The following is a 25,544-nucleotide window of genomic DNA, read 5'->3' as shown; positions in this document are numbered from 1 at the left end:
ATACCGCATCTTACAGAGTGAGTCAGGCACCAGAAGTCAGCTCGTGAATGAAATTCTGTGCGGGCTGGTACGGATCTTGCGGTAACAGAGTGAAAGACACTTTGGCGTCAGAATCTCGACCCTGAAAACGCCTTCAGAATCAGTAAATCGGAGAAGTTTAGGGCATGGACAGAGCTTTAGTCCTCAGTAACGTCAAATCCCTGACGCAGGGCAACCTCGGCGTACCCATTATGTTGATGGGCTTGCTGGGCATGATGATATTGCCTGTGCCGGCTTTTTTGCTGGACGTTTTCTTCACGTTCAACATCACGCTTTCCATTGTCATTCTGCTGGTGTGCGTATACGCGCTTCGGCCCATGGAATTTGCGTCCTTCCCAACGGTACTGCTGGTCGCAACGCTTTTGCGCCTGGCGCTGAACGTTGCGTCTACCCGAATTGTTTTGCTGGAAGGGCATGAAGGCGGCGATGCCGCAGGTAAGGTTATTGAATCCTTCGGGGCGGTTCTGATCGGTGGCAACTACGCGGTTGGACTCGTGGTGTTCGCCATTCTGATGATCATCAACTTCCTGGTGGTAACCAAGGGTGCCGGCCGGGTGTCGGAGGTGAGCGCACGCTTCACTCTGGATGCCATGCCTGGCAAGCAGATGGCCATTGATGCCGACCTGAACGCAGGCCTGGTTAACCAGGATGAAGCAAAACACCGTCGCGAAGAGATTGCCCAGGAGGCGGATTTCTACGGCTCCATGGACGGTGCCTCCAAGTTTGTTAAAGGTGATGCAGTTGCTGGTCTGCTGATTCTGGCCATCAACATAGTTGGCGGTGTCGCGATTGGCATGATCCAGCACGGCCTCGATTTCGGGCTTGCCATGGAGCGCTATGCACTGCTCACCATTGGTGATGGCCTGGTTGCCCAGATTCCCTCACTGCTCCTCTCTACTTCCGCAGCCATTATGGTTACCCGCGTTACCTCCAGCCAGGATATGGGCGGGCAGATTCTTCAGCAGATGTTCAGTGCGCCAAAAGCCTTGGCGATTGCTGCCGGCATTCTGATACTGCTTGGTTTGATTCCTGGCATGCCCCACGTTGCCTTCCTGGGGCTTGGAGGGCTTGCAGCGGGAAGCGCTTGGTATATCTGGAAAAAAGATCGCCAGACAGTGGAAGAAGGAGGCATGTTCCCCAGCCGCGGAGGCGCGGGTGTTGTGTCAGGCTCTGGTGGGCGAGACTTGCCGCTGGCTGGTGATGCGGGTGGTGATCCGGGGCGTCAGCTACCTGCTCCGGGCGAAACCCGTGAGTTGGGTTGGGATGACGTAGCCACAGTAGATATTGTCGGGCTGGAAGTGGGCTACCGGCTAATCCCACTGGTTGATAGAACCCAGGGCGGTCAGTTGCTCAGCCGTATAAAAGGCGTGCGTAAAAAGTTGTCCCAGGACTTGGGATTCCTGATGCCCTCCGTGCATATTCGCGACAACCTGGATCTCATGCCGAACGTGTACCGCATCACGTTGATGGGGGTGACCATCGCGGAGGCGGAAATTCACCCTGACCGCGAACTGGCAATTGATCCGGGGCAGGTATTCGGAAAAATCGAAGGTATAGAAGGCAAGGATCCTGCCTTTGGTCTGGATGCGAGCTGGATTGAGCCTGAGAAGAAAGACCAGGCGCAGACGCTAGGCTATACCGTGGTGGATGCCAGTACAGTTGTTGCAACCCATTTGAACCAGGTTCTGCAAAAGCATGCGCACGAACTGTTGGGGCACGAAGAGGTGCAGAAGTGGCTGGATCAGCTGGAGAAGGCTTCACCCAAGCTGGCAGAGGAGTTGGTGCCCACCACTGTGTCTATCAGCCTTCTGCTGAAAGTGCTGCAGAACCTGCTCAAAGAAGAAGTCCCCATCCGGGATATGCGCTCCATTGCCGAATCCATGGTGAACGTGCATCCGAAGAGCCAGGACCCCAAGTTGCTGACCACGGTAGCGCGTCAGTCTCTGCGCAGGATGATTATCCAGAGTATCTGCGGTAACGATTCAGAAATACCGGTTATTACCCTGGATCCCGATTTGGAACAGTTGTTGCTTAAGTCTGTTCAGCAGAGTCAACAATCTGGCGGACTGGAAGATATAGGCATGGTTCTGGAGCCGAATATGGTGGAGAAGCTGCAGCGCTCATTGCAAGACAGCGTGCAGCGTCAGGAAATGCTGGGTAAGCCGGCCATCCTGCTGGTATCCGGGCCCTTGCGGCCGGTGCTCGCCAAGTTTGCCAGTTACGGTGTGGAGCGGCTGCATGTGCTCTCCTACCAGGAAATACCCGATAACAAACAGATTACGATCGTGGCGTCCGTGGGCCAATAAGCTGGCGGATGAAAGCACGGGTAACGCAGATAACGCGTGGCCGTTGGAGGATGCAATATCATGAAAGTTAAACGTTTTTTTGCCAAAAGCATGGCTGAAGCTCTGAAGCAGGTCAGTGAGCAGATGGGGCCAGATGCTGTCATCCTTTCCAATCGCCGTGTAGACGGCGGCATTGAGATCGTAACCGCGTTGGACTACGACGAAAATATGGCGCGCCAGAGCTTGGGCGCAGAGGCCAGTGAGGCCACTAACGGAGCCCGCCTTGCAGAGATGCAGGCAGAACGTCATCGTCGGCTGGAGGATGAGCTGAGTCGCTCTCGCTCCCGTATTCGCGACGTGCGTGAAAACCGAGCTGCAAGGGGGCAGGGTTACGCTGATGCATCCTTTGCAGAGTTGCACCGGGCCGCGAGTGAAGATTTTGCAGAGCCAGTCTCTCAAAGCGCTGGTAACGAAAATTATTCTGATGAGCTCGCCCGCATGCGTGCAGAAATAAACTCCTTGCGGGATCTGATGAGTGGCCAGCGTGGTGAGCCGGAGAAGCCCGGCATCAACGCGGTCCAGCAGCGTCTTGCAGAGCGGCTCCAGGAATTTGGTCTTGGTAATGATCTGGCGAGCTCGCTCTCCCGCCGCCATAAAGGTGGCAAGCTGGAAGATGGTTGGAAACAGTCCCTGAAAATGCTTGTTGCGGGCGTGCGTACTCCCAATCAGGAGTGGCTTGATGAAGGGGGTGTATATGCACTGGTTGGCCCTACAGGTTCGGGCAAGACTACCACCATCGGCAAACTGGCAGCGCGATATGTGTTGAAACACGGCGCCGATTCTATTGCACTGGTCACGACAGACCGGTACCGGGTTGCGGCCCATGAACAGCTTTTCGTGTTTGGTCGTATACTGAATGTGCCGGTGCGCGTGGTGGATGAAAGCAACACCCTTGATGATATTCTTGATGAGCTCTCAGACCGGCACCTGGTGCTGATCGATACGGCTGGGCTAACCAGTACAGACAGAGGCTATCAGGAACAATTGGCAGAATTGGCCCGTAGCCATCACAGCATCCGGACGCACCTGGTTGTTTCGGCAACCAGCCAGCCGCGTATTATGAAATCCGTCTGGCATTGCTATAAGATGGCAGGTCTTACAGGCTGCGTGATGACGAAGATTGACGAAGCCCTGACTCTGGGCGAATCTTTGGGCTTTGTGATGGAAACCGGGCTGCCGGTTGCCTACTACACTGATGGGCAAAAGATCCCGGGGGATCTGCATCATGCTGAAGCCGTTCCGCTCGTACGCTTGGGAGTCGAGCGTCTGAAAATGCTTCAGCAACAGGCGGCGGCAGAGAAAATGCCTGATACAGAGCGCCCGCGGGAAATCGCATGAGGCTGTGAAAATCTGAGTTGTATCCGGTTATGAACCATATCCGGTTAATCCTGGCGAGAGATTATAAACAGTATGAGCAAAGCACATCCGGTACAGGTGATCGCGGTTTCCGGCGGCAAGGGCGGGGTCGGCAAGAGTAACATTTCAGTTAATCTTGGCATCGCTCTGGCGCAAAAAGGCAGGCGCGTTGTGCTGCTTGATGCCGATCTTGGCCTGGGGAATCTTGATGTGCTGCTCGGGGTAACCGCCAATCGTACCTTGCAGGACGTGTTGGCAGGAGAGTGTGACCTCAGAGACGTTCTGGTAAATGGTCCGGGCGGGATTAAAATCGTTCCGGCATCTTCCGGAACCCAGCGCATGACCCAGCTCAGCCCCATGGAGCATGCCGGCCTGATTAACGCATTCAGCGAGTTGGGCGATCAAATTGATGTGCTGATTATCGATACGGCGGCCGGTATTTCCGAGTCTGTTGTGAGCTTTTTGCGGGCCTCGCAAGAGCTGTTGCTGGTGGTGTGCGATGAGCCCACATCCATCACAGATGCTTACGCCCTGATTAAACTGATGAACCGTGATTACGGTACCAACCGCTTCCGCATTCTCGCCAATCAGGTGAGCAGTGAGCAGGAAGGCCGCCATTTGTTTGAAAAAATAACCCGGGTAACCGAACGATTTCTCGATGTGGCACTACAATATGTGGGTATGGTGCCTTACGACGAAGCTGTGAAGAAAGCCGTTCAGCGCCAGAAAGCCGTGCTGGATGCATACCCTCGAGCCAAAGCGTCGCTTGCGATCAAGGCACTGGCTGACAAGGTAGAAAGCTGGCCACTGCCTTCATCACCCCGCGGACACCTGGAATTTTTTGTGGAGCGGCTCGTCGAAGTCTGAAACGGATCCCGTAAAAAATAAAACCGGATGCATGACATTGGCGAAAAACCTGGGAATTTATCATCAGGCTGGTGTGAAAAGTCCCTCGGACCTCATAGAGACTCACGCCCCCCTGGTAAAGAAAATCGCACTTCATCTTTTAGCGCGGCTACCGGCCTCGGTGCAGCTCGACGACCTTATGCAGGCGGGTATGATCGGGTTGCTGGAGGCCGCCCAGCGCTATAGTTCAACCAAGGGCGCAACCTTTGAAACCTATGCCGGAATTCGCATCCGAGGGTCTATGGTGGATGAAATCCGCAAAGGCGACTGGGTGCCGCGCTCTGTTCACCGAAACGCTCGTCGGGTTGCCCGTGCAATCAAGGAAGTAGAAGACCGGGAGGGCCGTGAAGCCCAGGACTTTGAAGTGGCGGAAGAGCTCGATATGTCTCTTTCCGAATATCATGCCACTCTGGCCGATGCTAACAGCGGACGGCTTTTTAGTCTTGATGAGCTCAATGAATCCGGTGAGCTGCCGATAGAAGAAACAGAGGCCCGGGATAATCCGTTGGATGATCTCACATCTGATTCTTTCCGCAGCAGCCTTGCGGCGGAGATTGAGCTGCTTCCGGAGCGGGAAAAGCTTGTACTGAGCCTGTATTACACGGAGGAACTGAACCTCAAAGAGATTGGCGCTGTTTTGGGAGTCAGCGAAAGCAGGGTCAGTCAGATTCACAGTCAGGCCGCGTTGAGATTGCGTGGAAGACTTTCCGAGTGGCGCCTTGAGGAACACAGCTAGGCGTGGCTTGAGACTTCAGGGTTCTGATGAAGTGTAGTATTTGGTAACCGATGCTTTACAAGCGCGATAAAGATCAGACAATACATGGTTAAATCAGCGGCCTGCTACACTTTAAGCGCAAAGGTCAAAACGAATTCCGGGTCTTAATAACTGGAGGTCCCTTTGGACAAAAATATGAAAATTCTCATTGTGGATGATTTCTCCACAATGCGACGGATCATCAAAAACCTGCTCCGTGATCTTGGCTTCACCAACACCGATGAAGCGGACGACGGAAATACAGCTTTGCCTATGTTGAAAAGCGGTAAGTACGACTTCCTTGTGACAGATTGGAACATGCCGGGAATGTCTGGCTTTGATCTGTTGAAGGCAGTGCGGGCAGATGAAAACCTGAAAACCCTTCCTGTTTTGATGGTTACCGCCGAAGCCAAGCGCGACCAGATTGTTGCAGCGGCTCAGGCTGGCGTGAATGGGTACGTAGTAAAACCGTTCACTGCTGCCGTTCTAAAAGAAAAAATCGAGAAGATTTTTGAACGAATTCAGTAACCGGAAATTGGATGGGGCGTATGAGCGATAAAAAAAAGATCCATCGGGATCTTGAGCCAGAAGTGACCGAAAAGCTCCGGCACCAGGCAGCAGAGCTCGCCCAAAGTGTGGAAGGCGGCGATTATGCCCGAGCGATGAACCTGATTAATGAGTTAAGCGAAGTCAGGGATCAGAGCCTTTATCGTGAAGTTGGCCGTTTGACACGAACGCTTCATGAGGCAATCCGCAACTTCCAGATTGATCCGCGCAGCCAGGAACAAAAAGAGGTGCTGTCTTTGATGACAGACGCATCCGACAGACTGGCGTACGTTGTTCAAATGACAGGTCAGGCTGCCAATCGCACTATGGACCTGGTTGAAGAGAGCATGCCTCTCGCTCAGACACTCCGTGAAGAAGCCTCGTCATTGAGCGAAGAATGGCAGCGGTTGCGGCGCCGGGAAATGCAGCCGGCTGAGTTTCGTGAACTTTATGGCCGTATAGATACCTTTTTTCTTAGCGTTACCAATGATGCGGACACACTTTACAGCAGTCTTTCCGAAATTCTGCTGGCGCAGGATTTTCAGGATCTGACGGGCCAGGTAATACAGCGGGTGACGGCTTTGGTGAAGGAGGTTGAGGAACAGATGCTCAGCCTGGTGGTTATGGCGAGCCACGTTGATCAGCTTACCGGCACAGTACACCAGATTGAAAATCAGGAAGTCTCCGCCGAACAGGGCGTAGGGCCGCAAATGAAGGCTGAAGAACGCGAAGATGTAGTCTCGGGACAAAATGACGTAGACGATCTGTTATCCAGTCTCGGTTTCTGAACAGAAGAGGTTAGCCCATGGCGTTTGATGCCGATGATGAGATCCTGCAAGACTTCCTGGTAGAGGCCGGGGAGATTCTTGAGAAGCTGTCGGAACAGCTTGTTGATCTTGAGCAACATCCAGACGACAGTGATCTGCTCAACGCCATATTTCGTGGATTCCATACCGTAAAGGGTGGTGCAGGCTTTTTGCAGCTTGACGCTTTGGTTAACTGCTGCCACTCCGCCGAGAACGTGTTCGATATACTGCGCAACCATAAACGCGCGGTGGATTCCGAGCTGATGGACGTTGTGCTGGAAGCTTTGGATCATGTGAATGCCATGTTCGAGCAAGTGCGTAACAGGGAAGAGCTGACGCCTGCGCCGGACGAACTGATTGCGGCACTGGATGCTCTTGCACTGCCCCAGGTTGCTGGCGAGCCGGTGAGCAACCAGTCTGTAGACGTTCCTGCTGCCCCTGAAAGCGATCAGGATGGTGGCGATATTACCGATGAAGAGTTTGAACAATTACTGGATGCGTTGCATGGCGATGCTCCCGTAACGGGCGCCTCCGATAGCTCCGCCCCCGACCAATCCCCAGCCAACAGCAGCGGCTCAGCTGACGAAATTACAGATGATGAGTTTGAAGCCCTGCTTGATGAGCTGCATGGCAAAGGCAAGTTTGCCGCGAAACCACCCGCAGATGATGCCCAGACGACAGGTGGTGCCGGCCCTGAAAAGGGCGGTGATGGTGAGCTGATCACTGACGACGAATTTGAAAAACTGCTCGACGAGCTGCATGGCAAAGGTGGCAGCCCAACCACCGGTGGCTCCGGGCCAGCGCCAGCGAAGTCGCCGCAGCCGAAAGCCGAGCCTGCGAAAGTTGTGCCTGAAAAAGCGCCAGCCAGTAAACCGGCCCCTCCCAGAGAGCCGGCTCCAGTGGCAGAAACCACTGTGCGTGTCGATACCAAACGCCTCGATGACATCATGAACATGGTGGGCGAGTTGGTACTGGTGCGAAACCGGCTCCAGAGACTTGGCTCCGACAGTGAAGACGAGCACATGCACAAGGCGGTATCAAGCCTTGATGTAGTGACCACAGATCTGCAGGCTGCAGTCATGCAAACTCGCATGCAGCCGATCAAGAAAGTATTCGGCCGCTTCCCGCGGGTTGTTCGCGATCTCGCCCGGGGCATGAAGAAAGAAGTGAATCTGGTGATGATTGGCGAAGACACCGATCTCGACAAAAACCTTGTTGAGGCCCTATCGGATCCCCTTGTTCACCTGGTGCGAAATTCTGTTGACCACGGTATCGAAACGCCAGATGTGCGTGAAAAGGCTGGCAAGCCCCGGCAGGGCACCGTCACCCTCTCTGCCGAGCAGGAAGGGGATCATATCCTCCTGTCTATCGATGATGATGGTGCAGGTATGGACCCGGAAGTGCTGCGCCGCAAAGCCGTGGAGAAAGGGATTTACGATCAGGACGCTACCGATCGCCTCACGGACACAGAGTGTTTCAACCTGATTTTTGCCGCCGGGTTTTCGACGAAAGAGCAGATTTCTGATGTGTCCGGCCGCGGTGTGGGCATGGATGTGGTGAAAACCAAAATAAATCAGCTCAACGGTCAGCTCAGCATTGTTTCTGCCTTGGGCAAGGGTTCTCGCATCATCATCAAGGTGCCCCTGACTTTGGCGATTATGCCCACCTTGATGATCAAGCTTGGTGATCAGTCTTTTGCTCTGCCGCTGGTGAATGTGGTGGAGATATTCCATTTGAATCTGACACGTACCAATGTAGTAGATGGCCGTGAGTGCATTGTTGTGCGGGACAAGGTGTTCCCGCTTTTCCATATAAAGCGCTGGCTGGTGAAAGGGTCTAATGCCGTAACAGGTCCCGAAAGTGGGCATGTTGTGATCGTTGCCATGGGCACCAGTAAGGTTGGGTTTGTTGTTGACCAGCTCGTCGGTCAGGAAGAGGTGGTTATCAAACCTCTCGGACGAGGATTGCAAGGCACACCGGGTATGGCAGGAGCAACAATTACCGGTGATGGTCGTATCGCGCTGATTATTGATGTTCCCAGCTTGCTGCAGCATTACAGCTGATTTTTTACGCGCAGCTCAAAGCTTTATGGAATAAAGCATTTTGGTAGGAGAAACGGATGACAGTTTCTGTCCTGGTCGTTGACGACTCAGGTTTCTTTCGCAAGCGATTAACAGAGATTCTCACATCGTCGGGCCAGATCCGTGTGGTGGGTGTGGCAGCCAACGGCCGGGAAGGTGTTGAACTGGCGGAATCTCTGCGCCCGGATGTAATTACCATGGATTACGAAATGCCGATTATGGATGGTATTTCGGCTGTGCGGGAAATCATGAAGAAGCATCCAATACCGGTGCTTATGTTTTCCTCGCTCACCTACGAAGGCGCCCGAATCACTCTGGACGCACTGGAAGCCGGGGCGGTAGATTTCCTGCCCAAAAACTTCGAGGAAATCGCGCGGGATGGCAGCCAGTTGCAAAAAATCCTGATTGATCGCGTGCTCGATGTTGCTCGCAGTCGACCTGCCAGCCGGGCGCAGCCAACTCCACCTTCTTCCAGAACAGCCCCACAACCCACGCTTATAGCACCGGCCAGGACCGCAGCGCCGGGTCGCTCTGTGGCGCCCGCTCGCCAGGCGGCTCAGCCTCTGCAGGATGAAACGCCCAAGCGAACGTCACGGAAAAGCCCGGCACGGCACTTTTCCGTTGTGGCTATTGGCACCTCAACCGGCGGGCCAGTAGCTCTTCAGCGAGTACTTGCGGCCTTGCCGGCGAGTTTTCCCTCACCGATCGTGCTGGTGCAGCACATGCCAGCGAGCTTTACGCCGGCTTTTGCTGAGCGTCTTAACAAATTGTGCAAAATTGAAGTCCGGCAAGCAGAAGATGGCGATATCCTTCGCCCTGGCTTGGCACTGCTTGCCCCTGGCGGTAAGCAGATGATGGTCGAAAATCGCGGAGGGCAACCTCGGGTGCGCATACTGCCAGGGGACGAGCGACTGAATTACCGCCCCTGTGTGGACGTTACCTTTGGTTCTCTTGCCCGTGCATTTCCCGGCAAAACCCTCGGCGTCATCCTGACGGGAATGGGATCAGACGGCAAAGAAGGGTGCCGAATGATGAAACAAAGTGGCTCGCCCATCTGGTCCCAGGATGAAAAATCGTCGGTGATTTACGGTATGCCCATGGCAGTTGCCAAAGCTGGCCTGAGTGACGAGATCCTGTCACTGGATGAAATAGGGCCAAGATTGCTTGAGGGCGTTTGCTGATGGATATACTCAGCCTGCTCGGTGTCGTTCTGGCTTTTGCCGCTATTCTTGGCGGCAACCTGCTTGAAGGCGGAGCACTGAGCTCACTGTTTAATGGGCCGGCGGCCATCATTGTGATTGGCGGAACCCTGGCTGCGACCATCCTCCAGACTTCCTGGCCGGTACTGAAACGGGCTGCCGCACAGGCGCGGTGGGTGTTTGTTCCTCCATTTATCAGCATTGAAGACGGGATTGGCAAGGTAATCGATTGGAGCGTAAAGGCCAGGAAGCAAGGCCTTCTGGGGCTTGAAGGGTTGGCGGAGAATGAGCCGGAATCCTTTGCGCGCAAAGGCCTTCAGTTACTGGTGGATGGTGCAGAAACCGAAACAATTCGCAGCATCATGGAAATAGATCTGGATTGCCGTGAGCAGCGAAATCTTGAGTCCGCTCGAGTGTTTGAGGCTATGGGAGGCTATTCACCGACCATTGGCATTATTGGCGCTGTTATGGGGCTGATCCAGGTGATGACCAACCTTGAAGACCCAGCATCCCTCGGCAGCGGAATTGCCACCGCCTTTGTGGCAACCATCTACGGTGTGGCGCTGGCCAACCTGCTGTTTTTCCCGGTAGCCAATAAACTGCGTGGGCTGGTCAAGGAACGTTCACGATACGAAGACATGATGATTGATGGTCTTATTGCCATCGCAGAGGGTGAGAACCCCAAATCCATTGAATTGCGGCTGCGGGGCTTTCTGCAGTAAGCAAAACCGGTTTCTATTATGCGGCGTCGCAGGCAACCTCAGGATGACTTGCACAACAAGGAACGTTGGCTGATTTCCTATGCGGATTTCATAACCCTGTTGTTTGCTTTTTTTGTGGTGATGTACTCGGTCTCATCGGTAAATGAGGGCAAGTACAAGGTACTCTCAGAGACATTTACAGGCGTTTTTAACGCTCCTCAGCGCTCCTTTCAGCCCATTGAAATTGGTGACCAGCCTCCACGCCCGGAAGTTCAGCCCTCGGAGGCTGTAATTCCCCCGGCGGTAACAGAGGCCCCCAGAAACTCAGAGCAGGATACACAGGCCCGCACAGAGGCTTTGCGCACCATGGCAGATCAGTTGGCTATGGAGTTTGACGAATTGATCGATCGTGGGGTGGTTACCCTTGAAACCAACGATCGGTGGCTTTCGCTTAATTTGCCGGATAGCCTGCTTTTCGGTAGTGGTGATGCGGAGCCCCACTATGATGCATTTGATGTGATGGACAAAGTTGCGCGGGTTCTCAGGAACCGGGACAACGCAGTGAAGGTTGAGGGCTTCACCGATAATCAACCCATTCGCACCCCGCGTTTCCCTTCGAACTGGGAACTATCTGCGGCGCGTGCGGCGGCGGTTGTCCGCATGTTAAGCATGGAAGGTATCGAGCCTGAACGACTGGCTGCGATTGGTTACGGGGAGTATCAGCCTTTGGCTCGAAATGACACCGAGGAAGGCCGTCGTCGTAATCGACGGGTAGTGCTGCTTATTTCCCGTGATGCCAGCATCCGGGGCGTTATGCGCCAGGGTATTTAAACTCGATTACTGTCTGGCACGGTTTCTGTATATCTCCACCCGAATACATTCAGGCGGCAACCGGCTGCCGGCATGCAACTCATTCAAGTTACATGAAAACTGGCCGATAAACCGGGATACATCTCGGTTTTCAGTTGATCGCAACACAGTCGTTTTGGAGTGAAAACGTGCGAATCTGGGCAATAGCCAATCAGAAGGGTGGCGTGGGTAAAACCACCTCGGTAGTCGCTTTAGGCGGCTTGCTGGCGGAGCGTGGCAAGCGCGTTCTGATGGTTGACCTTGACCCTCATGGTTCGCTGACCAGTTGGTTCGGGTACGATCCGGATACCATCGCCCACAGTCTTTTCGATCTGTTTCAGCATCAGGGCAAGGTGCCTGAGGGGCTTCCAGCTCAGCTTATTACAGAAACCAGTTGCCCCGGGTTGGATCTTTTGCCCGCTAGTACCGCGCTGGCGACCCTGGAGCGCCGAATGGTGGGCGCCGAAGGTATGGGGCTGGTTGTTTCCCGGGCGCTTACCCAGCTGTGGGACGATTATGATTACGTTCTTCTGGATAACACGCCTTCTCTCGGCGTGCTGATGGTCAATGCACTGGCAGCGGCACAGCACCTGATTATTCCTGTACAAACCGAGTACCTGGCCATCAAAGGTCTTGAGAGGATGTTGCATACGCTGCAGATGATCATGCGCTCCCAGAAGAATCAACTGCCTTACACGATTGTGCCCACCATGTTCGATCGCCGCACCCAGGCCTCAATGCAAAGCCTTAACCTGCTGCGTAAAACCTATCAGGACAACCTTTGGCGCTTTGCTGTGCCCGTCGATACAAAATTCCGCGACGCCAGTCAGGCCGGCATAATTCCCTCAAAGCTGGAAGCCCAGACACATGGCGTTCGGGCGTACCGGCATTTACTGGACGATTTGCTGGCCAAGACAGGCGCGCAGAAGGAGCGTCAGCATGGCTGACGAGAAATTGACAAAGCTCGCCGATCCAGCCAGCGCGATTGCCAGTTATCTGGACGAACTGCTGCACACAGCTACGAACACTGCGCGGCATGAAGAGCTGGCTGAGCCAAAACCAGCCGTAAAAGCCCCAGTCAAAAAGCGGGTGATAGCGCCTGAGCCAGCGCCCGTTCTGGCACCGGCACCCTTGGTGGCGTCACAACCGGTGCAGGTTCGGGAAACTGCCCCAGCGGTGGCCTCCACGCCAGAACGTGCGCCAGGGAAAGAAGTACCAGTAGCACGCCCGGATTGGTCAGAGCGCCCATTCGAGTGCCTGATCTTCACAGTGGCCGGGTTGCAACTCGCGGTGCCTTTGGTGCTATTGGGTGCTATATATCAGATTGAAGAGAGTATTCGGCCCATTCCCGGTAGCCCCCGTTGGTACATGGGCATTCGTATGGGTGCCCATCAGAATCTCAGGGTTGTGGACACGGCTGAGTGGATTATGGCCGGGCGAGTGCCTGCGAATGCCCGGGATAATTATCGTTTTGTTATTCGCCTGGATAACAGCGAATGGGGTTTGGCATGCGATAATGTAGCCCAGTCATTCACTCTGAGCCCGGATGATGTGCGCTGGCGCACGGCCCGCAGCAAGCGGCCCTGGTTGGCTGGCACAGTAATTGAGCAGATGTGTGCTCTGGTTGATGTCCGTACCATGGCGGATTTGTTGGTGCGTGCGGAGCGAGAGCAGCATCTTGATCTGAGTTGACGACCTTGATATGAGTTGACGACTCTTCCGGTTACCGAACGAAACCTTGCCGTACTGGCACGGTTTGTGCCCTTAACTATAGTATTGGGCACTGATGATGTTTTTTTGACGATCAGGCTGCCCGCCCGGGTAAGCCGAACAGGAGAAACTGGTTATGGCATCCCCGAGCGGACCGCAAAAACAGGCCAAAGACGATCAGGTACTGCAGTATGTGACCTTCCGGCTGGATAACGAGACCTATGGTCTGGATGTTATGCAGATTCAGGAAGTACTGAGATACACGGAGATTGCGCCGGTGCCAGGCGCTCCGGACTATGTGCTCGGTATTATCAACCTGCGGGGCAACGTGGTGACAGTCATCGACACCCGTCGCCGTTTCGGATTGGCAGATGCAGAAATGACAGACGCCACCCGAATAGTAGTGATGGAATCTGCCGACCAGGTGATGGGTATTCTGGTGGATTCAGTGGCCGAGGTTGTGTACCTGAAAGCCAGTGAAATTGAGACTGCACCGAACGTGGGTAATGATGAAAGTGCCAGATTTATCCAGGGTGTATGTAATAAGGGTGGTGAACTGATCATATTGGTCGAGTTCGACAAAATGCTGTCAGACCACGAATGGGCAGAGATCGCAGGGCTGTAAACCGGCGCACTACCGGCCAGACCTGATGATGGATGCCTCAAGTGGCTAATAACCGGAGACGTCCATCATGTTTACTGAAATTCCTTCCTATCTTCCCTGGGCGCTGACTGCTGTAGCGATTTCACTGGTTTTTGCTCAGGGCGTTATGCTTGGGCGCCAGAACCGGCAGCTGAAAGCCACACTCAAGGAGCGCTGCGATATCCTCGGCAGAGAGTTGCATGCTACTGCCAGTGGCAGCATGGGTGTGGGGCAGCGCCTTGTGGCCTGTGAACGGCAATTGCATGAGCTGCGAATAACCATGGATGAGATGCGCCAGAACGACCCTCTGAGAATATCTTACGATGAGGCTTCACGGCTGGTTGATCTTGGTGCCGATATCGACGATCTTATGAACACATGCGGAATATCCCGTCCCGAGGCCGAACTGGTATCAGCACTGAAAAAACGTCAGGCGGCCTGAAACCAAGCTGTTACGGACGCTTTTGAATGAACAAAGTCTATTCAAGGGGCCGAGAGGCCCTTCTTGCCGTTTCCCGCACTGATTTTGTTACCGGCTCGGATCTGATCCCCTCTATAACCGGGCACTCCATTCCCCGCCATGAAACCGTTGCTCATATCCTGTCTATCATGCCCGAGGTTATGCCTGCGGACACTGTTATGCATGTGGGTGGCGGTTCCGGCTACCTTGCTGCTGTGCTGTCACGCCTTGCTCATCGTGTTATTTATATCGAAAAAAATCCGAGCGTTGCAGAAGCTGCGAGAGACCGGTTTTTCCGGCTGGGCATGAATAATGTGGATGTTCTCGCCCAATCGGCCGAGAGCGAACTGGATCTCGATCAACCCTGCAATCTTGTGTTGTGCACCACCTTTATGAGCGAGCACGACACTTTGAAGCAATACCTGTGCGAAGGCGGCAATCTCATTTGCCTTGAGGGTAAGGCCGGGCCGGTGCCAAGTATGGCCATGTATGTGAAGCGCGCCGATAAGCTGGAGCGGGTTCGCACTCTGGGCTGGGTAGACTTTAATCGTAACTCGGAACAGATTCTTATCGATCTGGGTATGGTGGATGAGTGCATTCTGACTAAGGCCAAAGCCCAGGCGGCGACAGAAAACTGCCGCGTTCTGGATGTCTTGCGCCGCACCTTGAATATTGAGGAACGCGAGCTCTATCGCTCTCTGGCTCAGCAGCGGGGAATGGTTTTTGCTGAGGCTGATGCGCTTTTGCCCGCTTTGAAAGATGAACTGTTCCAGCGCTTCTCTCGCACCTTCCTCGACTTGTCCCGGATTATCCCGGTGGCCCAGACAAACGAAAAGGTGACGTTTGTTACCGATGATCCGGATGCACGCACTGATCAATTGGAGCGCATGAGCCCGGATCACACCATAGAATGCTGGTTGGTTACGCCCACCGATTTCCGGCGGATTTGGTCAGCATTGGACCTGTCGGCTAAAGGTAACCGGTTTGCCGCCGACCAGGCAGTGTTGTCCACCACAGGTGCGGGTAGTGGTAACAAGCGTGATACTTCGCTGGGTCAGGAAACCGGTACCGATCATGTCAGCCCCTATCTGGTGTCGGTGTACGAGGCGATTCTACTGGATGCCGTCAGTGAAAAAGCCAGTGATATTCATATTGAACAGTACGGTGAGCGGGTAAGGATTCGTTTGCGGGTAGACGGCGACCTGAGAGATTTGGGCCAGTACCAGATTACACCCCGTGAGCTCAAAGGTGTCATTAACGTCATCAAATTGCGGGCTGAACTCAATATTGCTGAACGCAGGCTCCCCCAGGGCGGACGTTCCCGGTTGCAGTTGGGTGATATGGCCTACGATTTGCGGGTGCAGACTCAGCCCTCATTGCATGGTGAGCATGCGGTTATCCGCTTGTTACCCCAGACCGGCCGCGCCATGACCATTGCCGAATTGGGCATGTCGCCAATGATAGGCTCACATTATGAGCGCCTGCTGGATAACCCAGCGGGTCTGGTTCTGGTGGTTGGCCCTACAGGGTCAGGCAAGTCCACAACGCTTTATGCTGGCCTGCAAACCCTTGCAGACGATGGACGACGTAAGGTGATTACGGTGGAGGACCCCATTGAGTACTCCATCGATAATGTTCAGCAAACCCCGGTTCGAAGCGAAATCGGATTTAACTTTGCGGATGCGATGCGGGCTTTTGTTCGTCAGGATCCCGATATCATCATGGTTGGAGAGATCCGCGATAAAGAAACCGCTCTGGAAGCCATTCGCGCATCCCAAACTGGCCACGTGGTGCTTTCTACGTTGCACAGTAATGATGCGGTGGATTCCCTGCAGCGATTGTACGATTTAGGCATTCATCCGAACTCCATCGCCGGTGAATTGTTGGCGGTCATTGCCCAGCGCCTTGCCAAACGCATCTGCAAACATTGCCGTCGGCCAGCGACACCAGACCCGGTTATTCTTGAGGAAGTCTTTCCCAACGGCGCACCGGATGATTTTCGTTGTTTTGAAGGTGCCGGCTGCGACAAGTGTGGGGGGCGCGGCACCCGGGGCAGGGTGGCCATCGTGGAGTATATGGAGGTGGATTCGGATATCCGCAATGCCATATCCAGCCAGCCACCCATTGGCGAATTGCGTTGGCGGGCGCTGGATTCCGGCCTGGTGACCATGCGCGACAGTGCATTGGACCATGTTATTGAGGGTGTCATTCCCATGTCAGAGCTGCCACGCATTCTGCCCCAGGAGCGTATGGCGCCGGAAGTCCGTGGCGGTCGCAGGAGTACGTTATGAGCGCAGCTAATCAGCAGAAGAAAGCCGCGCAACGGGTGCCGGCCGAAGTGGTTTTTCACGACGAGCTGGAGCGCATAGCTGCCATGGATCTTGGGCCCATACCGCCAGGTTGGCGTATGTCGCCGAGGGCGGTTGAGAAGTTTGTGCTGGGCGATGAAAGCCTGGGCATTGAGTGCAAGTTTGTGGCGGATCGCGCCATGGTTACCCGTATCATCATTTCCTTGTGCACTAACCGGGGCTGTTTGCTGGTTGGCGAGCCGGGTACGGCCAAGTCCTGGCTTTCTGAATTGCTCACGGCGGCCATTTCAGGGGATTCTACTCTGGCTTTACAAGGTGGAGCGATCACTCAGGTTGGGCAGCTTCTGTATAGTTGGAACGACGCCATCCTCGCGACCAAAGGCCCTTGTTTCGAGGCGCTGGTGCCGAGCCCGCTAATGCGCGCCATGATGGAAGGTCGGTTGGTACGGTTTGAGGAAATCGCCCGTTGCCCGCAGTCGCTGCAAGATGCGCTGTTGTCGGTTTTGTCCGACCGGATTGTTGTCATTCCAGAAATTCCCGGAGACGATGGTGTGATACTGGCCCGGGATGGGTTTAACCTGATAGCTACCTCTAACAGCGTTGATGCTGGCGTGAATGAGATGAGTGCTGCTCTCAAGCGCAGGCTGGATTTTGAGGAAATCCGGCCAATCAGGAATCTGCCGGATGAAATAGGCATTGTTCTGAGGGAGGTGAATAAAGCCAACAAGCGGGCGGGGATCAACGTGGACCTGGACCAGGCTGTTATTGAGGTGCTGGTTACTATGTTTCACGAGCTTCGCAATGGCCAAACCATGGATGGCAGGAGTACGGATCGCCTGGCGGGCGCAGCACTTTCAACCGCTGAAGCGGTGTCAGTTGCTCACGCGGCAAGCCTGAATGCCTGGTATTACGGCGGCGGAAACATGACGGTAGAGCAACTGATGCATCACATCATCGGTTCGGCACTTAAGGATCATCCGGACGACCGCCGGCGCCTCAAGCACTACTTCGAGACAGCTATTGCACCCCGTAAGGGTGAGGTTTGGGCTCAGGTCTGGGCTCTGCGCTCACTCATCCATTGATGCCTCAGAGTTGTCCCGGCCGGCATCTTCGGGCGTGCGGCCGCGTATGTGAAAGGCAAAGGCAAGAATTTCTGCAATAACCCGGTAGAGAGTTTCGGGAATTTCGTCGTTGAGGGATAGACGGGCGAGAACGCCGGCTAACTCGGCGTTTTCATACAGGGGCACGTTGTTCTCTCTGGCGATCCTGATAATTTCATCAGCCAGTTCGTAAGTGCCGGTGGCCGTAATGGTTGGCGCTTTTTCGCCGTCGTATTTCAGTGCAACGGCGGCGCTGGATGATTGGCCCTGATTTTTATCGTTCATGCTCGGGTATCCACCAGTCTGTGTTCCAGCTTGGTTGTCGGGTACGAAGGGCTGCCCCGCCGGCATTCCAGGTCGGTCACTTCCAGACCTAATTCCACAAGGCTTCGCCTCAGAAGCGGCAGTTCTTCGTTCACCTGCTTTAACGTCTCCTGTTTTTCTGCCCACACACGGGCGCTGACTTCCTGCTGGCGCAGGGAGACCTCAAAGTTCAGAGCCCCGGCCAGTTCCAGGTCAATAGCAAGATTCAGGCGCCATTCACCGATGGCTGCCCGCTTTTCGTCACGCCCCTTGGCTGAAGACCCTTCCTTGTACTGTTCCAGGCGCAGTTGGGCCAGCTTGGGCTCGTTTTGGGGCGTTACCCAGGGTAAGTCCATAAGCATGGTAGAGGTGGGTGCGGGCGTGTCACCGCCGCCTCGTGCTGTCAGAATTTGGCTATGAAGCTGGTTAACCGTAATCCGGTTCAACATGCCTGCCAGCATGCGCAAGGTCTGGCCCACAGATGTGGGCTCGGGGTTAACAGTCGATACCCTGGTCTGGGGGAATTGCAACGGTGCCTGTGCCAGGCTGGGGCTTGCGAGCGGTGTGAGGCGGTTGAACAAGGTCGCGGCGTCGCCGTCTTGTTCTGCCAGCAAGCTGGTGATCATTCGCCCTATGGCAAGTTTGAGATCGGGCAGTGCCGGCGAGGGTGTCTGGGTCAGTCGGGATTCTGCAAATAGCCCACTCTCGGCGACCCATTGTCGGATTTGTTGTACGCTGTTGCTCTGATTGCCGGCGCCGGGTGTCAGGGAATTGCTGGCAGGCAGCCTTGCAAGCAGAGATTCAAGAGTCTGGCGTGCCGCTTCCGGCAAAGGCTGCAGGCTGCGGCCGGTCGGCATTTGCCCCGGTGTCAGTTCAGGTACCAAACCCCGGTTCAGTGCTGTCATAAGTTTTGCCAGGCCGCTATCCAGACTTTGCTGCCAGGGCATGCGTTGCGCCAAGGCCCGGGCAATCGTGGCTTCTGGTGTCGCTGCCAGTTTGCCTAACAGTTGGAGTTCGTTACCGGCTCGCATTACTTTTACCCAATCCCCTGATGTCAGCTCCGTGGCACCAATGGCTGCATTCACCTGTAAGGGTTTGCCTCGTACATCCAGCAACACTTCTGCGTTTGCGCTGCCCTGACGGTTGATGACTTCTGCCACCCGCGCCAGTATGGTTTCCCGGTTTGCGAGCTGAACCTGATCCAGTTGCTGCCGGGCAGACAGCGCTATGGTTTCCCGGCCTGGCTGCGAGGCTTCATTGGTTTGCGTCGGCCTGGGTGTTGCCGGTGCCGGAGGGGTTGGGGACTGTTGGCCGCTGGGTAGTTTCATCGCTGCTGACTTGATACCAGACAAGAGTAATCTGTTAGCGCTTTCGTTATAATACGCCGCGCTGGCAACTATTGTCGTGAATACACCCGATGCAATGATGCATCGTCCTGATTACGGGGCCCTGATGTCCGAGCCGTTACCCTTGATTCCCGAACCACTACTACAGGCTGTTAACCTGCAGTGTGAGCGGGACAAGCGGATACTTTTCCGTGAGTTATCCTTTTCCATACTGCCCGGTACTGTAACCCGTGTCGAGGGTCCAAATGGCTCTGGTAAAACAACCCTGCTAAGAATTCTGGCTGGCCTGAATGATGCCTGGACAGGTGATTTAAGGTGGTGTGGGGCGCCGGTGGCAAACCATCGCGAAGAGTTTCTCCGCAACATGCTGTATCTCGGGCATCGTCCGGGTATCAAGCCTTTGCTTACTCCTCTGGAAAACTTACGTGCATTAATGGCAGGTCGCAGGCCTGTGTCTGATTCGGCATTAAGCCAGGCCCTACAAGGCACTGGTCTCGCTGGGTATGAAAACGTACCCTGCCGTAATTTGTCTGCCGGCCAGCAGCGCCGAGTTGCACTGGCCCGGCTGTTAATTGCCGATGAACCCCTATGGCTTCTTGATGAGGTGTTTACCGCCATTGATTCGGACGGTGTGGCAGCTATTGAAGGCCTTTTGCAACAGCGAGCTGCGGAAGGGGGTGCCGTGTTGGTGACTACTCACCATGAATTGGCGCTGCCGGGTATGCACAGGCTGTTGCTTGGCAAGGGAGGCGTGGCCGATGAATGCTGAAACCCGCCCCGCAGCCCTGCTTGCCAGTAACAGTGTTGGCGCTCTGGCGGCCATGAAAGGTGTGTTTGCCCGGGATATGAAGGTGGCATTTCGGCAGCGCCAGGATCTGCTTAACCCTCTATTGTTTTTTATTATGGTCGTCACGCTGTTTCCTCTTGGTGTCAGCCCGGAGGTGTCATTCCTCAGCCAAGCAGGTGCCGGTATACTTTGGGTGGCAGCCCTGCTTTCTGTGTTGCTGTCGCTGGATCATCTGTTTCGCCATGATTTTGATGACGGCACATTGGAACAGCTTGTGCTCCAGCCGCAACCGCTGTTTCTTATGATTTTGGCTAAAACCATGGCCCACTGGATGCTGACAGGCTTGCCTTTGGTCGTTTTAGCGCCCGTTCTTGGTGTAATGGTGCATCTCGACGGGAACTCTATTGCTGTTTTGTGTCTAACGCTGTTGATTGGTACACCGGTACTGAGTTTGATTGGTGCTATTGGTGCTGCGTTAACGCTTGGGTTGCGATCGGCAGGTGTGCTCTTGTCCCTGTTGATCATTCCCCTGTACATTCCGGTGCTGATATTCGGCACAGGCACAGTTGCAGCCGCCGCGGAGGGAGCATCTGTGGGGGCTTATCTGGCTATGATGGGGGCTTTCCTGATGCTGGCGCTGACACTGGCGCCCTTTGCAGCAGCTGCAGCGCTGAAAATCAGCATGTCGAACGGGTAAAACAAGGTAAACGGTAGGGCGGTGACCATCTGATGTGGCAATTTTTTCACAAACTAGGTTCCCCAAAATGGTTTTTCGGGATATCCACCCGGTTCATGCCTTGGTTGTTGGCTGGCGGCATATTGTTGCTAATGGCAGGCGTAATCTGGGGTTTGGCGTTTGCACCCAAGGATTATCTTCAGGGCAACAGTTACCGGATCATTTTTATTCATGTGCCAACAGCGTTTATGGCGCAATCGGTATACATAATGATGGCGTCTGCGGCCCTGGTAACTCTGGTTTGGCGCATGAAACTTGCCGATGTGTTCGTCAAGGCGGTTGCGCCGGTGGGGCTGGTGCTTACGTTTTTGGCGCTCTTTACCGGGGCAGTCTGGGGCAAGCCAACCTGGGGTACCTGGTGGATCTGGGACGCCCGGCTCACGTCCATGTTGATTTTGCTGTTCCTGTATGGCGGCGTTATCGCACTGGATCGCGCTATCAATGACGAAAAATCGGCAGCCCGTGCGGTCGCTGTTCTGGTGCTGGTAGGGGTAGTGAATATCCCCATTATCAAATACTCCGTAGACTGGTGGAATACACTGCACCAGCCCGCGACATTCAAACTCACAGAAAAGCCATCCATGCCGGCAGAAATGTGGGTGCCGCTTCTGCTATCAGTGCTGGGCCTGTACCTGATTTTCGGCTGGCTCGCCTGTGTTCGTATGCAGACAGAAATTTTGTCCCGGGAGCAACGCACCCGGTGGGTGAAAGAATTCGTATTGAAAGGACGGGGCTGAGCCATGGCATTTGATTCTTTTTCTGCCTTTATCGCGATGGAGGGCCACGGCCCATATGTGTGGGCCTGCTACGCTGTTTTTTTCGTGCTGATGGTTGCCATGATGGCAGGATCGCTGCGGAGCAGGACTGCCATTATTGAATCCTGCCGCCGCAGATATGAGTTCCAGGCCGACAAGGGTAAAGTGGCCACGGCTCCGACATCTTCTGCGTCCTTCGCGCGCGTAAACGTTTCCCAAGACTGACTGACAGGTATGTAAATGCACCCGATCCGTAAAAAGCGGCTGACCATTGTACTGTTTCTGCTGGCAGGACTATCCGTTGCCGTCGCGCTGACAACCTATGCACTGCGCCAGAACATCAACTTGTTCTACGACCCAAGCCAGATCTCTGCGGGTGAAGCCCCGGTAGATGTGCGAATTCGTGCTGGTGGCATGGTGCAGGAAGGCTCGGTTATTCGAGATCCGGAATCTCTGAAAGTTGAGTTTTTGGTAACGGACTACAGCGCCTCTGTGCCGATTGAGTACGTTGGAATCCTGCCGGATCTCTTTGCTGAAGGGCAGGGGATTGTTGCCATGGGCAGGCTGAACAATGAAGGGCGATTTGTGGCGGACCAGGTTCTGGCGAAACACGATGAAAATTACATGCCTCCGGAAGTTGCTGGCGCCCTGGAAAAGGCTTCAAAAGCCGAGGCCAAATCAGCAACTGAAGGCACTAAGTCGGCAACCTACTAAACACCTTACAACCAATAGCCTGAATCCTGGAGAGCTTTGATGTATCCCGAACTCGGACAGCTTGCACTGATACTTGCGCTGATTCTGGCAGTGCTTCTGTCGGTTGTACCCCTGGTTGGCTCACTCACCGGCCGGGACAGCCTTCAGGCGTTTGCCAGGCCTTTGACCACCGGCATGTTTGTGTTTGTCGGGCTTGCGTTTGCGGTACTGACCCATGCATTCCTGACGGATGATTTCTCCGTGGCCTACGTGGCCAACAACAGCAACAGTATGCTGCCTTGGTATTACAAGTTCAGCGCTGTGTGGGGTGGTCATGAAGGCTCACTGCTGCTGTGGATATTGATGCTGACCGGGTGGACCATGGCTGTTGCCATTTTCAGTCGCCGGTTGCCTGCGGTGATGATCTCCCAGGTGTTATCCGTGCTCGGCATGGTCAGTGTTGGTTTCATGCTCTTTATAGTGGTGACTTCAAACCCCTTTGATCGCCTGCTGCCCAACGTGCCGGCTGATGGAGCGGATTTGAATCCGCTGCTGCAGGACTTCGGTCTGATTGTGCATCCGCCCATGTTGTATATGGGCTACGTTGGCTTCGCGGTCGCTTTCGCATTCGCCATTGCAGCCTTGATTAATGGCCGTCTGGATGCTGCATGGGCCAGATGGTCCCGGCCCTGGACAACGGTTGCCTGGGCTTTCCTGTCTATCGGTATTGCTCTTGGAAGCTGGTGGGCCTACTACGAGCTTGGCTGGGGCGGCTGGTGGTTCTGGGACCCGGTAGAAAACGCGTCCCTGTTGCCGTGGTTGTCGGGTACAGCACTGATGCACTCGCTGGCAGTGACCGAAAAACGCGGTGTGTTCAAAAGCTGGACGGTACTGCTGGCCATTGTGACCTTCTCCCTGAGCCTGCTGGGAACCTTCCTGGTTCGATCTGGCGTGCTTACCTCAGTGCATGCCTTTGCGTCCGATCCGGAGCGTGGCACCTTTTTGCTGGCGTTGCTGGCATTAACCATTCTGGCCAGCCTGATGCTCTATGCGTTCCGGGCGCCAGTGGTTCACGTGCGCTCCCGTTACGGTTCACTCTCACGGGAAATCTTCCTGTTGCTGAACAACGTGTTGTTGGTCTCTGCAACCTTGCTGGTCGCCGTTGGTACTCTTTACCCGCTGGTTCTGGACTTCTTTGAGTTGGGCAAGATTTCCATTGGCGAGCCATTTTTCAACCTCACATTCAGCCCACTGGCCGTGGCGACAGGCCTTCTGCTTGGCGTTGGCACGTTTTCCCGCTGGAAAAAAACCGATGCCGGTTGGCTTGCGCGCAAACTTTTGTGGCCGCTGGCGATCAGTATGCTGTTCAGCACGGCAGTCATGATTGTGTATGGCGGATTCAAGCCTTGGGCCTTTATTGGTGTATTTACAGCCCTATGGGTAACCACTGCAACCTTCTGGGATCTGTGGGACAAATCCTCGTCGAAAAAGGGGCGAGTTCACGGCCTTAAACGCCAATCCCGCAGTTACTACGGCATGGTCCTTGGTCATCTCGGACTGGCTCTCACCATGGCAGGCGCAACGGTGGTGTCGAACTATGGCATCGAGCGCGATGTGCGCATGGTGCCCGGTGATGTGGCTGAGGTTGGGGATTACCAATTCCTGTTTGTGGATATCGGTGAGCGCCGCGGTCGTAACTTCACAGCCCAGTATGGCACCTTCGAGATCTCGCGGGATGGCAAGCTGGTTGCTGAACTGCACCCCGAAAAGCGCCAGTACGCCGTTGGCATGAGTGTCATGACAGAAGCGGATATTGATGCCGGCTTGTTCCGGGATATATTTGTGGCTGTCGGTGAGCGCATATCTGATAACGCCTGGGCTATTCGTCTGCAGTACAAGCCTTTGATCCGCTGGCTCTGGCTTGGAGCCTTATTTATGGCGGCCGGTGGCTTCTTGGCCATATCGGATCGCCGTTACCGGATACGCGAACGCGCGACTGAACGCGCAACACCCGCGACACCCTCGTCGCCAACTCAGCCGGGCTCCCAGGGCACAGCCGGAGCAGTCTCATGAAGCGGTTTTTACTATTCCTGCCCCTGCTGGTGGCCATCGTAGTGGGTGCGTTTCTGTTTGCCGGTATCGGTAAAGATCCCACCAAGCTGGATTCCGCCCTGGTTGGAAAGCCGGTTCCGGTATTCAGTCTCAAAAGCCTCAAGCAACCTGAGGCGACCCTTGATGAGAGCCTGTTCCAGGGTGAGGTTACCCTGCTGAATGTGTGGGGTACCTGGTGCCCTGCATGCCGGGACGAGCATGCTGATCTGATGTGGTTGGCGCAGGAAAGGAAGGTTCCAATTATCGGCTTGAACTACAAAGACAACAGAGATGACGCTTTGGTCTGGCTGGACAGGTTGGGCGATCCATACCGTACAGTGATCTATGACCCAAAAGGCACCTTGGGTTTTGATCTGGGTGTTTATGGCGCGCCAGAAACCTTTGTTATTGATGCATCCGGTGTTGTGCGTTATCGCCATGTAGGTGTGGTCAACGTCGAGGTGTGGGAACAGATCCTGTTGCCAGTGATTACTAAAGCGCGGGGGAATGGCTGATGCTCCGTATTATGTGTTTCCTGCTGGCTATTCTTGCATCCGGCATAACCTCTGCAGATGTTTCTGCTGTGTATGGTTTTGACAGCCGCAGTGAAGAGCAACGCTACCAGAATTTGATTGCAGAACTGCGCTGCCCCAAATGCCAGAACCAGAACATTGCGGATTCAAATTCCCCCATTTCCAAGGATATGAGAAATGCGGTTTATCAAATGATGCAGGAGGGGGCCAGCAATGATGAAATTGTTGAGTCTCTGGTAGGCCGCTTTGGTGAGTTTGTGAAATACAAGCCCGATCTGGACAGTCGAACCTTCGTTCTCTGGGCAACGCCTGCAATAGCCGTTTTGGGTGGTTTGCTGGTGGTGGCCGGGGTGGTTGTTCGTTCTCGTCGGGCGGGCACAGCAGCGCCAGCACTCAGTGCAGACGAGCAGGCCCGTATTGAAAAAATGCTTGCGGAAAAAAATCGTAACGGCAAGGCCTGAATAGCACTTAGTTCAAAGGCCTGGCTTCGTAGCTG

The 25,544-nt window shown here is 54.7% G+C and carries 26 protein-coding genes; 24 read left to right on the top strand and 2 right to left on the bottom strand.

Annotation, left to right across the window (positions count from 1 at the left end; genetic code table 11):
* The first annotated feature begins 164 nt into the window (after positions 1-164).
* The 16 genes from flhA to FE848_RS02470 all read left to right on the top strand — a co-directional run bounded on the left by flhA (position 165) and on the right by FE848_RS02470 (position 17,786).
* Complete coding sequence (gene flhA / locus FE848_RS02545) at positions 165-2,345, top strand: flagellar biosynthesis protein FlhA (protein WP_200201151.1); 2,181 nt, start codon at positions 165-167, stop codon at positions 2,343-2,345.
* Positions 2,346-2,405: 60 nt separating this feature from the next.
* Positions 2,406-3,722 (top strand): flagellar biosynthesis protein FlhF, encoded by a 1,317-nt coding sequence (gene flhF / locus FE848_RS02540; RefSeq protein WP_200201150.1) that lies wholly within the window; start codon positions 2,406-2,408, stop codon positions 3,720-3,722.
* A 72-nt stretch (positions 3,723-3,794) separates the two neighbouring features.
* On the top strand, positions 3,795-4,607 hold the full coding sequence (locus FE848_RS02535; RefSeq protein ID WP_200201149.1) for a MinD/ParA family protein: 813 nt from the start codon (positions 3,795-3,797) through the stop codon (positions 4,605-4,607).
* 31 nt (positions 4,608-4,638) lie between these two features.
* The gene (locus FE848_RS02530; protein ID WP_200201148.1) at positions 4,639-5,382 is read left to right on the top strand and encodes an RNA polymerase sigma factor FliA; all 744 of its coding nucleotides are present in this window, start codon (positions 4,639-4,641) and stop codon (positions 5,380-5,382) included.
* Positions 5,383-5,544: 162 nt separating this feature from the next.
* Positions 5,545-5,928, top strand: a complete 384-nt coding sequence (gene cheY, locus FE848_RS02525; RefSeq protein ID WP_008173086.1) for a chemotaxis response regulator CheY — start codon at positions 5,545-5,547, stop codon at positions 5,926-5,928.
* Positions 5,929-5,948: 20 nt separating this feature from the next.
* On the top strand, positions 5,949-6,734 hold the full coding sequence (locus FE848_RS02520; protein ID WP_200201147.1) for a protein phosphatase CheZ: 786 nt from the start codon (positions 5,949-5,951) through the stop codon (positions 6,732-6,734).
* Positions 6,735-6,751: 17 nt separating this feature from the next.
* Positions 6,752-8,815 carry a chemotaxis protein CheA gene (locus FE848_RS02515; RefSeq protein WP_200201146.1) on the top strand — a complete coding sequence of 688 codons (2,064 nt, stop codon included), beginning with the start codon at positions 6,752-6,754 and terminating at the stop codon, positions 8,813-8,815.
* A gap of 56 nt (positions 8,816-8,871) precedes the next feature.
* The gene (locus tag FE848_RS02510) at positions 8,872-10,014 is read left to right on the top strand and encodes a protein-glutamate methylesterase/protein-glutamine glutaminase (protein WP_200201145.1); all 1,143 of its coding nucleotides are present in this window, start codon (positions 8,872-8,874) and stop codon (positions 10,012-10,014) included.
* A complete protein-coding gene (locus FE848_RS02505; protein ID WP_200201144.1) occupies positions 10,014-10,754 on the top strand; it encodes a flagellar motor protein in 741 nt (246 codons plus the stop codon). The genes FE848_RS02510 and FE848_RS02505 overlap by 1 nt, the downstream gene beginning before the upstream one ends.
* A gap of 18 nt (positions 10,755-10,772) precedes the next feature.
* Positions 10,773-11,564 (top strand): flagellar motor protein MotD, encoded by a 792-nt coding sequence (motD, locus tag FE848_RS02500; RefSeq protein WP_200201143.1) that lies wholly within the window; start codon positions 10,773-10,775, stop codon positions 11,562-11,564.
* A gap of 167 nt (positions 11,565-11,731) precedes the next feature.
* Positions 11,732-12,529 (top strand): ParA family protein, encoded by a 798-nt coding sequence (locus tag FE848_RS02495; RefSeq protein ID WP_200201142.1) that lies wholly within the window; start codon positions 11,732-11,734, stop codon positions 12,527-12,529.
* Complete coding sequence (locus tag FE848_RS02490; RefSeq protein ID WP_200201141.1) at positions 12,522-13,274, top strand: chemotaxis protein CheW; 753 nt, start codon at positions 12,522-12,524, stop codon at positions 13,272-13,274. The genes FE848_RS02495 and FE848_RS02490 overlap by 8 nt, the downstream gene beginning before the upstream one ends.
* Before the next feature lie 154 nt (positions 13,275-13,428).
* The gene (locus tag FE848_RS02485) at positions 13,429-13,917 is read left to right on the top strand and encodes a chemotaxis protein CheW (protein WP_200201140.1); all 489 of its coding nucleotides are present in this window, start codon (positions 13,429-13,431) and stop codon (positions 13,915-13,917) included.
* A gap of 67 nt (positions 13,918-13,984) precedes the next feature.
* A complete protein-coding gene (locus FE848_RS02480; protein ID WP_200201139.1) occupies positions 13,985-14,377 on the top strand; it encodes a DUF2802 domain-containing protein in 393 nt (130 codons plus the stop codon).
* Between the two features lie 26 nt (positions 14,378-14,403).
* Positions 14,404-16,686 (top strand): ATPase, T2SS/T4P/T4SS family, encoded by a 2,283-nt coding sequence (locus FE848_RS02475; RefSeq protein WP_200201138.1) that lies wholly within the window; start codon positions 14,404-14,406, stop codon positions 16,684-16,686.
* Complete coding sequence (locus FE848_RS02470) at positions 16,683-17,786, top strand: ATP-binding protein (RefSeq protein ID WP_200201137.1); 1,104 nt, start codon at positions 16,683-16,685, stop codon at positions 17,784-17,786. The genes FE848_RS02475 and FE848_RS02470 overlap by 4 nt, the downstream gene beginning before the upstream one ends.
* Here FE848_RS02470 and FE848_RS02465 read toward each other — a convergent pair.
* On the bottom strand, positions 17,772-18,089 hold the full coding sequence (locus FE848_RS02465; protein ID WP_200201136.1) for an EscU/YscU/HrcU family type III secretion system export apparatus switch protein: 318 nt from the start codon (positions 18,087-18,089) through the stop codon (positions 17,772-17,774). The genes FE848_RS02470 and FE848_RS02465 overlap by 15 nt on opposite strands.
* The gene (locus FE848_RS02460) at positions 18,086-19,435 is read right to left on the bottom strand and encodes a flagellar hook-length control protein FliK (RefSeq protein WP_200201135.1); all 1,350 of its coding nucleotides are present in this window, start codon (positions 19,433-19,435) and stop codon (positions 18,086-18,088) included. Before FE848_RS02460 ends, FE848_RS02465 begins: the two co-directional genes overlap by 4 nt.
* 124 nt (positions 19,436-19,559) lie before the next feature.
* Here FE848_RS02460 and ccmA point away from each other — a divergent pair, with 124 nt between their 5' ends.
* From ccmA to FE848_RS02420, 8 genes are read left to right on the top strand one after another with little or no spacing between them, the layout of a single operon-like run.
* Positions 19,560-20,222 (top strand): cytochrome c biogenesis heme-transporting ATPase CcmA, encoded by a 663-nt coding sequence (gene ccmA / locus FE848_RS02455; protein ID WP_227715081.1) that lies wholly within the window; start codon positions 19,560-19,562, stop codon positions 20,220-20,222.
* Complete coding sequence (ccmB, locus tag FE848_RS02450) at positions 20,212-20,937, top strand: heme exporter protein CcmB (RefSeq protein ID WP_200201134.1); 726 nt, start codon at positions 20,212-20,214, stop codon at positions 20,935-20,937. Before ccmA ends, ccmB begins: the two co-directional genes overlap by 11 nt.
* A 32-nt stretch (positions 20,938-20,969) precedes the next feature.
* The gene (gene ccmC / locus FE848_RS02445) at positions 20,970-21,713 is read left to right on the top strand and encodes a heme ABC transporter permease CcmC (protein WP_200201133.1); all 744 of its coding nucleotides are present in this window, start codon (positions 20,970-20,972) and stop codon (positions 21,711-21,713) included.
* Between the two features lie 3 nt (positions 21,714-21,716).
* The gene (gene ccmD / locus FE848_RS02440; RefSeq protein WP_200201132.1) at positions 21,717-21,956 is read left to right on the top strand and encodes a heme exporter protein CcmD; all 240 of its coding nucleotides are present in this window, start codon (positions 21,717-21,719) and stop codon (positions 21,954-21,956) included.
* A gap of 15 nt (positions 21,957-21,971) precedes the next feature.
* The gene (gene ccmE, locus FE848_RS02435) at positions 21,972-22,445 is read left to right on the top strand and encodes a cytochrome c maturation protein CcmE (RefSeq protein WP_200201131.1); all 474 of its coding nucleotides are present in this window, start codon (positions 21,972-21,974) and stop codon (positions 22,443-22,445) included.
* Between the two features lie 39 nt (positions 22,446-22,484).
* Positions 22,485-24,497, top strand: a complete 2,013-nt coding sequence (locus tag FE848_RS02430; RefSeq protein ID WP_200201130.1) for a heme lyase CcmF/NrfE family subunit — start codon at positions 22,485-22,487, stop codon at positions 24,495-24,497.
* Positions 24,494-25,030: a DsbE family thiol:disulfide interchange protein gene (locus FE848_RS02425; RefSeq protein ID WP_200201129.1), complete on the top strand. Its 537-nt coding sequence runs from the start codon at positions 24,494-24,496 to the stop codon at positions 25,028-25,030. The genes FE848_RS02430 and FE848_RS02425 overlap by 4 nt, the downstream gene beginning before the upstream one ends.
* Positions 25,030-25,509, top strand: coding sequence for a cytochrome c-type biogenesis protein (locus FE848_RS02420; protein WP_200201128.1), 480 nt, complete (start codon positions 25,030-25,032; stop codon positions 25,507-25,509). The genes FE848_RS02425 and FE848_RS02420 overlap by 1 nt, the downstream gene beginning before the upstream one ends.
* The last annotated feature ends 35 nt before the right edge of the window (positions 25,510-25,544 follow it).

The organism is Marinobacter sp. 1-3A, assembly GCF_016597775.1.
Classification (GTDB): Bacteria; Pseudomonadota; Gammaproteobacteria; order Pseudomonadales; family Oleiphilaceae; genus Marinobacter; species Marinobacter xiaoshiensis.
The sequence above is the reverse complement of the archived record's forward strand: the minus strand, read 5'-3'. Positions and strand labels throughout refer to the sequence as shown.